General features: G+C 70.0%; 7 protein-coding genes. 6 read left to right on the forward strand and 1 reads right to left on the reverse strand.

Annotation, left to right across the window (positions count from 1 at the left end; translation table 11 throughout):
* Positions 1–1961: 1961 nt before the first annotated feature.
* A complete protein-coding gene (thpD, locus tag D474_RS0117855) occupies positions 1962–2867 on the reverse strand; it encodes an ectoine hydroxylase (protein WP_017614900.1) in 906 nt (301 codons plus the stop codon).
* Positions 2868–3372: 505 nt separating this feature from the next.
* Between thpD and D474_RS0117860 the strand changes: the two genes are divergently transcribed.
* From D474_RS0117860 to D474_RS0117885, 6 genes are all read left to right on the forward strand, one after another.
* Entirely contained in the window at positions 3373–4074 is a 702-nt protein-coding gene (locus D474_RS0117860; protein ID WP_017614901.1) for an HNH endonuclease family protein, read from the forward strand.
* A 480-nt stretch (positions 4075–4554) separates the two neighbouring features.
* The gene (locus tag D474_RS0117865; protein ID WP_017614902.1) at positions 4555–7029 is read left to right on the forward strand and encodes an ATP-binding protein; all 2475 of its coding nucleotides are present in this window, start codon (positions 4555–4557) and stop codon (positions 7027–7029) included.
* Positions 7030–7395: 366 nt separating this feature from the next.
* Positions 7396–8151, forward strand: coding sequence for an NUDIX hydrolase N-terminal domain-containing protein (locus D474_RS0117870; RefSeq protein WP_017614903.1), 756 nt, complete (start codon positions 7396–7398; stop codon positions 8149–8151).
* A 117-nt stretch (positions 8152–8268) separates the two neighbouring features.
* Positions 8269–9237, forward strand: a complete 969-nt coding sequence (locus D474_RS0117875; protein ID WP_017614904.1) for a GNAT family N-acetyltransferase — start codon at positions 8269–8271, stop codon at positions 9235–9237.
* A 218-nt stretch (positions 9238–9455) separates the two neighbouring features.
* On the forward strand, positions 9456–9725 hold the full coding sequence (locus D474_RS33465) for a Uma2 family endonuclease (protein ID WP_239647105.1): 270 nt from the start codon (positions 9456–9458) through the stop codon (positions 9723–9725).
* Between the two features lie 76 nt (positions 9726–9801).
* The gene (locus D474_RS0117885) at positions 9802–10182 is read left to right on the forward strand and encodes a VOC family protein (RefSeq protein WP_026118595.1); all 381 of its coding nucleotides are present in this window, start codon (positions 9802–9804) and stop codon (positions 10180–10182) included.
* Positions 10183–10716 lie beyond the last annotated feature (534 nt).

Raw genomic sequence — 10716 nt, forward strand, 5'->3', positions numbered from 1 at the left:
CTCGAGCGCGCCGAGGCCGAGGCGCTGGAGGAGCGGCGCCGCCTCGCAGCGCGCAAGCGTTCCGACGGGGAGCGGATCCCCGGAACAGAGGCTGGGCCCGGAACAGGAACGGAGGCAGAGGAAGCGAAGGACCGGGACACCGGCCCCTCTCAGGCCTCCGACAGCGGCCGCACGTCCGAGGCGTTCGGCGGGTCCGACCGGTCCACCGACCCCGGTACCGCCACCGGCCCCGGGAACCGGACCGGCACCGGGCCCGACGCCGAGGAACACAGCCGGCACAGCGGCGCGCCTGCCTCGCACCCGCGCGCCAACCCGAGCCTGGCAGCGCTGGCCCGGGACCACGGCCCCGACGAGTACCGGGATCCGCCGGAACACATCGGATCCGGCGCCGACGCCTCCGGCACCGACGGGGACACCGCCCAAGCGACCGAGGAGTCCGCCGGCACCCCGTCCACCGACCGGGCGCCCGACCCCGACACCGCAGGCGACGCCCACGACGGCCGGCACGACGACGCCCACGACGGTGTCTTCCACCGGGTCGCCAACAACGCACGGCGGTTGGGCAGGCTCTTCGGTCAGCCCGCGCCGGGCGAGGAGCCCGACCCGGCCACCGAACGCGACGGCAAACCCGAACTCGAGCTCGACCACGGCACGGGCGAGCAGGAACGTCTCGGCGACACCCCCAACGGGGTCCCGGCCCAGCGTCCTGCACGCGACGCCGGCCCCGAGGCCGACCCTGCCGAACGTCCGGAGTCCGGCGGGACCCGCGGGGGGGGNTGGCGGCGCCTGGCCAGGGTGGTCACCGGCGGCGCATCCCCGGTGCGTTCCGACCTTCCGCCGAGCGACATCGAGCGCCTGCGCACCCCGCTCGCGGGGCCGCGCAACCTGGTCGTGCTCGGGTGCACCGGGGGCGCAGGTCAGACCGTCACCGCTCTGATGGTCGGCCACACCCTCGCCGCTCACCGGGACGACCGGGTCGTGGCCGTGGACGTCAACCCCGGACCCAACGGGCTCTCCCGCAGGGTGGGCGCGCAGACGCCCGAGACGCTGACCGCGCTGCTGGCCAACGCCGACGGGGTCCAGGAATACGAGCAGATGCGCTCGTACGCCAGTCGCGCGAACACCGGGCTCGAGGTCGTGCAGACCCTCGACGACCCGTACGTGCAGACGCTGGACGACCGGGACTACGGCCAGCTCGCCGACCTGCTGGGTGGCTTCTACGGGCTCACGCTCATGGACCCGGCGGCCACCGGGGTGTCGCGTGCGCTGCCGGGCGCGGACGGTCTCGTCCTGGTCGCCCCGGCCAGTGCGGACGCCGAGCGTGCTGTGTCGATGACCTTCGAGTGGTTGGACGGCAACGGCTACAGTGCTCTGCGCGCCAATTCGGTGCTGGTCGTCAACGGTGTGAGCAAGCGCAGCCTCCCGGACGTGGACGCCGCCGAACGGGTAGCGCGGGGCCGGTGCCGGGCCATCGTGCGGGTGCCGTGGGACGACCACCTGGGTGCTTCCTACACGCGGATCGACGTGGGGGCGCTGCGGTCGGCCACCAAGCGGGCCCACGGCGCCCTCGGCGGGGTCCTGGTGCGCGGCCTGGCCGACTGACCGGCCACCGGCCCCGGACCTTCGGGTTCCGGGCCCGCACACGCGGACGGGCCGCGCGACCCTCGGGTCACGCGGCCCGTCCGTTTTCGTCCGTTCGGGGCGTATTCGGTGGGCACTCGCCCTGTTGTCGGCACGGACAGCACCCACCGGACACGCCCGGTCGCGCCTTCTCGCGCCCGTGGCACCTGCGACGTCTGTCGCTCCTGCGACGGTTCGGCCCGGGAGCGGGGCACCTCGGCAACCGGACCCCGGATCCGGCCCCTCGGCGCGGGATCCTCGGCGCCGACCCGCCCGGCACGTACAGGCCCGGCGCTCACGCGGCCGGCGCGGTTCGCGGCGCGGCCTTGCGGCGCCGGCTCCTAGCGCCCGACCGGGGTGAAGTCGGTCGACCCGAGGAATTCGGGGCGCGCGTTGTTGGCGGCGAAGGGCTTGGTCGACGCGTTCTCCACGCTGTTGAACACCACGAAGAGGTTCGAGCGCGGGTACGGCGTGATATTGCCGCCGGAGCCGTGCATGCAGTTCGAGTCGAAGATGATCGCCCCGCCGGCCGGGCCGGTGAGCACGTCGATGCCGTGCTGGTCGGCCAGGTACTCCAGGGACTTCTGATCGGGCGTTCCGATCTCCTGGCTCTTGAGCGAGGCCTTGTAGTGGTTGTCGGGGGTCTCGCCCACGCACGACACGAAGGTCTTGTGCGAGCCGGGCATGATCATCAGCGCGCCGTTGTGGCTGTAGTTCTCCGTCAGGGCGATGGAGAAGCTGCAGGCGCGCATCCGCGGCATGCCGTCCTCGGCGTGCCAGGTCTCGAAGTCGGAGTGCCAGTAGAAGGATCCGCCTCCGAACCCGGGCTTGTAGTTGATGCGGCTCTGGTGCACGTAGACGTCGGAACCGAGGATCTGCCGGGCCCGCTCCACCAGGCGCGGGTCGTTCACGAGGTCGGCGAAGCGCTTGCTGATCTTGTGCGCTTCGAAGACCGACCGGACCTCGTTGGAGGCGGGCTCGACGACGACCCGCTCGTCCGAGCTCAGCGCCGGGTCGGAGCCCAGGCGCGTCAGTTCCTCGCGGAAGGCCTGCACCTCCTGGCCGCTGATGAGCGACTCGACCTGGGTGTAGCCGCGGTCGGCGTAGCCCTCGAGGTCGGCGCCGCTGAAGGGCCCGGTGTCGGCGGAGCCCCACACGGTGGGGTCCTTGCGGTAGAGCAGAGCCGGCTCGGTGGCCTTACGGGTCGGGTACTCGTCCGCGGTCGGAACATCCATCTGCAGAGTCATGATCGGTTCCCCCGTGGCAGGGGGTCCATCCTCTCTGTGGTCGACGGCTTTCCTTACGACATGTGAACGTAACAAAATCCCTCTTCGTGTTCGGAGCGTTAATTCCCCGATCCATGTTTGACTGACGTTTGTCTGGGTATTACTGCTATACTATATGGGGGGAATTCGAAGGTGGGCGAATTCGTTATTATATGGTGATCGAGCGTTTGCTGGGCGCGTTTCCGGGCTCACCTGCGTGATTTCACCCAGAGTGGCTGATCGGCTTACCCGGCGTATATCGTCCCAGGTCGTCCACTTGCGGGTCTCCAGTGGCGGGGGTGCCTCCACAGAATGGCATTTTTACTGTGAACTAGATCACCAAAAATTCATACACGCGCGGGTACAAGTTTTCAGTGTCTCCCGGCGGATTTCTCGGGAACTTCACCCGTGGGGACTGGCGTGAAAGGCTGCGCCGCCGCACAGTAGGGGGGTCCTTTGTTCTCTCCGACCCGCTCAAGGAGAACGCGTGAAGCAGACCCCCCGCACCCCCCGCACCCCCCGACCCTCCCGGCCGTCCCGCGCCCCCCGTGCGGCCGCCGCCCTGGCCACAGCCGGAGCCGCCGCCCTGGTCGCCACCCTCGGCTGGACCACCCCCGCAGCCGCCGACCACACCCTGCCCCCCGAAATCCCCGACGACTCCGTCGCCCAGGAGCAGCTCGACGGTCTTGACGTGCAGCCCAAGGGACCCCAGGACGGGTACGACCGGAGCCTCTTCCCGCACTGGAACGTCGTCGACAGCCCCTGCACCTCCCGCCAGGTCGTTCTCGAGAGAGACGGCCACGACGTCGTCACCGACGACGACTGCCAGCCCACCGAAGGCAGCTGGTGGAGCGCGTTCGACGACGAATGGGTCGACGACGACCCCTCCGACATCAGCGTCGACCACCTCGTTCCGCTGAGCGAGGCCTGGAAGACCGGCGCCGCCGACTGGACCACCGACGAGCGCGCCGACTTCGCCAACGACGTGGACAGCTCGCAGCTGTGGCTCGCAACGCCGTCCAGCAACAGCGAGAAGGGCGACCAGGACCCGTCGGAGTGGATGCCCTCCAACACCGACGTGCACTGCGACTACGCCAAGTCCTGGATCGACGTGAAGGACCGCTACGACCTAACCGTCACCGAGGACGAGCAGTCCAGCCTGCAGGGGACCCTCGACAGCTCCTGCTGACCCCCTCGTCCACCAGGGTCTGTTCGGTGGACGCCTTCCGTTGCTCCGGCCGACTAACTGCGCCGCCAGGCGTCCGTCGAGGGCGGTGGCGGGTGACGGGTGAGTGCAGCAGGTCATCGGTGTTCGCCGAACAGGCCCGAACACCACACCTAGGTCCCTGCCTCCGCGCGCGGCGCCGGCCCGGTTCTCGCCCGGGACCACCCGACGGTGGTCCGGGTCCCGGGCCGGCGCCGCGCCGTCGTGATGCCCGCGCCAGGTTCTGGCGCGCCGAAACCGCCTCGGCTTCCCACCCCACGCGGGATGCAGCACTATGGGTGGAACCCGAACGAACCGGGGATCCCGCGAGGGCACCCCGCGCTCGGGCGCGGACGTGTGCCGGGGCGCGCACGGCCCCCACCGCGTGACGCCCCGGCCTCCGCTGGACGCGAACTCCAGGACACGAGGACACCCGGACATCCGGACACGAGGAAGGGCTTGCAGATGACCGGCACCAGGGGCACCCGGAGCGCGACCCGCCTCGCGGTGCGCTACTTCGACGACCGCGTGCTTCTCAGCGACGCCGAGGCGTGGGCCTACTTCCGGCTGCCGACCGTCTCCTACGAGTTCACCACGCCCGAGGAACGCCAGGCCCTGGCCACCAACGTCACCATCGCGCTCGCCGCCATCCGCATGAACGACGCCGAGGTGCACCTGCGCGTGGCCCACCGCACGTACCCGGCGGCGGAGTGGGCCACCACTCTCGACGAGACCTCCGACGCAGGCCCGGGCTGGTACGACTACCTCGAGGAGATGTACCGGCACGTGTGGGCCAAGGACTTCTGGACCAAGGAGGTCTACCTCGGTGTCCGGCTCGGCCCCCGCAACAGCGGCCCCGGTCTCGGGTTCTTCTCACAGATCATGTCCGGCTACCAGCGCACCGAGCAGATGCTGGGCCTGACCGACGACGCCGTCGACGACCGTGAACTCGCCCGCTGGACCGACCAGGCAGAACGCCTCGGCCGCGCGCTGTCCGCCAGTTCCCTGCACGCCCGCCACGCCACCTCCGAAGAGATCGCCTGGCTCGTGCGCCACGCTGTCACCGGTTCGGCGGAGGAACCCCGTACCTCCGCCACGCCGAAGCGCACGTGGGGGCGGGGCGAGATCGAGGCCCTGGTCGACGGAACCCTCGTCAACGGGCGCTCGTCCCTGCGCCTCGAACAGCCGTCCGGCCCCACCCACGTGGCGTACCTGTCGTTCGCGCGCTTCCCCGACCTCATGCCGTTCCCCGACGGCGAGCCCTGGATCCACCACGCCGACGCGCTCCCGTTCCCCGTGGAGATGTCGCTGCGGATGAAGCTGATCCCTCCGGCGAAGGCCTCCAAGGACGTCGGACGCAAGCTCGCGCACGCCCGCGACATGGACGCCCACATCCGCGAGGCCGGCGTGGAGGCCCCCATCGCCCTCGCCGAGCAGATCGACGCCGCCCGCATGCTCGAGCACGGCATCACCAAGGAACGCCTGCCGTTCGTCTACGGATGGCACCGTCTCATGGTCTCCGCCCCCACCGAGAAGCTCCTCACCCAGCAGGTCGAGGCTGTCGTGGAGCACTACCGCGACATCGGTATCGACGTCATCAACTCCACCGGCGACCAGCTGTCGCTGTTCAACGAGTCGCTGCCCGGCGACCGCATCCGCCTCAACGCCTACGCCCAGCGCCAGCCGCTGCGCACCATCGCCGGCGGCATGCCCACCGCGACCGTGGACGTCGGCGACCGTATGGACCACACGCAGTCCGGGGGCGGCTGGGTGGGCCCCTACATCGGCGAGACGGTCGGACGCGCGCGCTCCATCGTGCACTTCGACCCGCTCGTGGCAGCTGCCCGCAACCGGCCCACAGCCATCGCGATCACCGGCGAACCCGGCGGCGGCAAGACCACGCTCGCGCTGCTGATGATCTACCAGCTCGCCCTGCGTGGGGTCACCGTCGCCGCGATCGACCCCAAGGGCGATGCGGAGTCCCTCGTGGAGCTGTTGCGCCGCCGCGGACGCAAGGCCCGCATCATGTCCCTGGGCTCCGCGCAGCCGGGCCTGTTGGACCCGTTCGCGTTCGGCGACGACCTCGCTGCGAAGAAGACCATGGCGACCGAGACCCTGCGGTTGCTGTTGCCCCGCATGAGCGAGGAGCGCGAGTCGGCGATGATCCAGGCGGTCGCCGCCGTCGCCAACCAGCCGCAGCCTTCGTTGGCCAAGGTCGTGGACCACCTGATCTCCGCCGACGACGCCGCGTCCCGCAATCTCGGTGCCGTGCTGCAGTCGATGTCGGAGATGCGCCTGGCGTCGCTCTGCTTCGACCCGCAGGGCGACGCCAGGATCGACACCGAGGGCTGGACGACCGTGTTCACCCTTGGCGGGCTGACCCTGCCCGACTCCGCGCTGCGCCGGGACGACTACTCCTACGAGCAGCGGCTCTCGGTGGCGCTGTTGTACCTGGTGTCGCAGTTCGCGCGGCGGCTCATGAACGGACTCGACCGGCGCCTGCCGAAGGCGATCTTCCTGGACGAGGCGTGGGCGGTGACCTCCACTCCCGAGGGCGCCAAGCTCGTACCGGAGGTCTCGCGCATGGGTCGTTCGCGGAACACGGCGTTGATCCTGGTCTCGCAGAACGCTGGGGACATGCTCAACGAACAGGTCACCAACTGCCTTTCGTCGGTGTTCGCGTTCCGTTCCAGCGAGCGCTACGAGGTCGAGAGCGTCATGTCGCTGATCGGTGTGGACCCGACCGAGGACCACCAGTCGGTGCTGCGCCATCTCAACAACGGCGAGTGCCTGTACCGGGACCTGGACGGACGGACCGGGCGCATCGGCGTGGACCTGGTGTCGGAGAACCTGCTGCGCTGGCTCGACACGAACCCGACCCGGCAGGGTCCGGCCTCGGCCGAAGGGGGCCTGGCGCCCGCCGGGATCCAGGAGCGGTAGCGGCTGGAAACACCGGGGATCTTGCTACCAGAGCCGACTTCGGCGCCGAAACCTGCTCCAGTAGCAAGATCCTCGCACCTCAGCGGGGCATGTAGCCGCTCTCGCCACCCGCACGTCCCACCCGTTCGCCCGCGCCAGGCACGCCGGCGCCCGCGCCCGCGTTTCGATCGGCCCGTCGACAACCGTGACACCCCCGTCACGGACCGAACCGCGGGCACGCTCGGACCTCAGTTGGGCCTGGAACGCGTAGTCGTACGGGTTGAAGGTTGCGTAGCCCTGCTCGGTGTCCCCTCCCGTAGGAAGACACCGGGGCCACCGGTTCCGTTGTCCCGCCGGGCTTTCGCACGTTCCTGCGACGCTGGGGTAATGAGCAACCCATCGGACCCCGACGTTCCCGACGCCTCCGACGGCTCCGCTACGCCGGGCACCCCCGCCACGCCGGATACTCCCGCCATCCCGGACACCCCGGGTACCCACTCCGACAACGAACATCTCCGCCGCATCTCCATCGAGCTCACCGCCCTGTCACAGTCGGCGCTGGCGTACTGCACCGACCGGTTCGACATCGAGCGCTTCCACCGGATCGGCGCCCTCGCCCGCGACCTCATGCAGACCGTCGCCCGTGAGGACCTGCCCGTCTACGAACCCGAGGTCGCGGCCTCCCTGGGGTATGCCACGCCCAAGCTGGACGTGCGCGGCGGGGTCTTCGATACCCAGGGCCGTGTGCTCCTGGTCAGGGAGAGGGCCGACGGCGACCGGTGGACCCTGCCCGGAGGATGGTGCGACGTGCTCGAGAGGCCCCGGGAGGCGATCGAACGGGAGGTGCTCGAGGAGTCCGGGATGCCGGTGCGCGCCGTGCACCTGGCCGGGGTCCTGGACCGGCACGAGTGGCCGCACGCGCCCGTCTACGACCGGCACGTGTACAAGCTGATGTTCGTGTGCGAGCCCGCCGGCAGCGTCGAGGCGGACTTCGACGCCGGCTTCACGAGCGACGAGACCAGCGCTGTCGGGTGGTTCGACGTGCACGACCTCCCGGAGCTGTCCGTGGCTCGGGTGCTTCCCGAGCAGGTCAGGTTGCTGCACGGGCACTGGAAGGACCCCGGTCCCGCACACGTCGATTGACGCGGCACCCCGAAAACCCCGTGCGCCGGGCCTGCCCGCGCTCGTACGGTTCGAATGACCCTCTGATGGTTGATCGTTCGGGACACCCGCCACCCCCCTGAGAGTCGAGGCCCCGCCGTGATCGAGCTCCGCCCGTGGAACCACCCCGACGACACCCCCCGCCTCCAGGACCTGGCCGAGCGCCTGTGGCCCCTGGCCCGGCACCCCGGAGGCATCGGGTGGGAGGCCGCCACCCGGCAGCGCCGTGCCCACACCCGCCTCGCCGAGCGGGACGGAACACTCGTCGCCTGGGCCGAGATCGAGGACTCCGAGATCGAGATCTACGGGGCCCATCACGCCCCCGATGCGGGAGAGGCGCTGCTCGCCTGGGCCCTGGAGATCGTCGAGCCCACGGAACCCACGACGCCGGATCCGACCGCCGCGAGTGGGCAGAGCAACTCGGACCGGACCGAACCCACACGCCTCCGGGTCGGACACGGCGATGAGGTGCTCGCCTCCCTCGCCCGTCGGGCCGGGTTCGCACCGGACCCGACAGGATTCCCCTGGCACGGGCTGTTCCGCTCGGCCGACCGGGCAGAGGGCCCCACCTGGCCCGAGGGCTACCGCGTGCGTTCCGTGCGCGACGACGAGGCCGAGGCCCGCGTCCAGGTGCACCGGGCCGCCTGGCATCCGCCGTCGATCCCGTACCCGCCGGAACGCGCCGCGCGGGTGTCCCCGGACGCCAAGAGCCGGTTCTGCACGGAGTTCTACGAGGACATGCGCCGTAACCCGATGTACGACCCAGCGCTCGACCTCCTGGTCGAGGCGCCGGACGCGTCCTTGGCCGCGCACTGCACGGTGTGGTGGTCGCCGGCGCTCGGGGTGGCCGAGGTGGAGCCGTTGGGGGTGGTGCCCGAGCACCGCCGGCGCGGGCTGGGCGGGACACTCGCGTTGGAGGCGTGCGCGCGCGTGCGGGATCTCGGAGGGCACGAGGTCTTCATCAACGGGGAGTACGTGGAGGTCTATCCGCTGCCGACGCAGGTGTACACGAGTGTGGGGTACCGGCAGGTGGAGCTTTCCGTGCCGTGGGCCCGGGCGCGTTCCTGATCCCTTCCCGCCGCACCGGGCTCGGTCCACATGCGGGTGGCCAACCGCCTCTCCACGCATCTGAACATCCTCTGCGGTGGCGACTACGAGATCGCTGAGAACGCCGGGATCAACCTCGACGGCGCCCGCACCAGCCACCGCATCCCGGATGTGGTCGTCTTCGACGGCGCTCCGCCCGGGCGGAGCTACACCGACGTTCCCCACTCCTGGCCGTCGAGATCATCTCGCCGGAGAGCACTTTTCGGGACAGCAGCACCAAGCGTGCGGAGTACGCCGCGTTCGGGATCCCCTCGTACTGGATCATCAACCCGCTCGCGGAACGTCGTATCGCCCTGCTCGAACTACGGCTCGAGCAGGGCGGGTACCGGGATGCGGCCATGGTCGGTGGTGATGCTGTCTTCCGCACCGAAGCGCCGTTCCCCGTGACCTTGGTGCCGCACTGGCTCACCGCGAGCTGGCCGTGGCTGCGGCACATCGACGGTGAATGAGCCGACCCCTGAATCGACCGTCGAACCGGCCGTAATTCCATGGATTTCCGCGCGGATCCCGGGGATCATGGCGCGCATGGTTTCGACAGTGCAGAACATCGCGATCGATTGCGCGGACGCCTATGAACTGGCCCGATTCTGGAGCCGGGTGACCGACGGCCCGCTGGACCCCGAGTCCGAGCCGGGCGGGGAGTTCGCGGCGGTCCACATGCCGGACGGGACAACCCTGTTCTTCCACACGGTGCCCGAGCCCAAGGAGATCAAGAACCGGCTCCACCTGTGTTTGCGCCCGAAGACCTCGCGCGATCCGGAGGTGGAGTGGCTGTTGGAGATCGGTGCCACCTGGGTCTCTGACCACCGCAAGCCCGACGGAACCGGATGGGCGGTTCTCGCCGACCCCCAGGGCAACGAATTCTGTGTCTTGCGCAGTACGGCGGACCGGGCCGTCACCCCCTGATGTTCCGTCGACCCGCGTGATTCGGGCGCAGGCCTGGGGTGCTCCGCGCTCGGTTCTGCGCCCTCGGCCCTCCGCCTGTCGGCGCGTGCCTTCCCGCGTGCGCTTTCCGGCGTCCGCTCTGCGCCACGCCCCGGCCCGTGACCCTGGCCGGTGCCGGAGCCCCGGCCCGCGTCGCGGGCTTTCCTCTTTTCGCCCCGCCGCCACGTCGTCCGGTTCTTCCGGCCGGCTGGGCCGGATCGTCCGTTCGATCCCACAACGCCGGTGCTGTCAAGGGTCCATCGGCCCCTGAACTCGCTCCACGGTTGCACCAGCGTTTCTTTCCGTTTCCGGGCGGTTGCTTTTCGGTGGTCCCGTGTCAACTGATGATGAAGACCCTTGCTGCTGCTTTGTCATGAGAGGCAGGATTCGTCGTACGTTCCGTGATGAAGGCGGAGCGTTCCGTGCTTTTCTGTGCGGATTGTTCATCGGATTGGAAGGACCTACAAATGCAGACCCCGCAGGACACTCAGGAGCCGCAGGCGCAGCCGGAGACCC

The sequence above is a fragment of the Nocardiopsis salina YIM 90010 genome, assembly GCF_000341025.1.
GTDB lineage: Bacteria > Actinomycetota > Actinomycetes > Streptosporangiales > Streptosporangiaceae > Nocardiopsis > Nocardiopsis salina.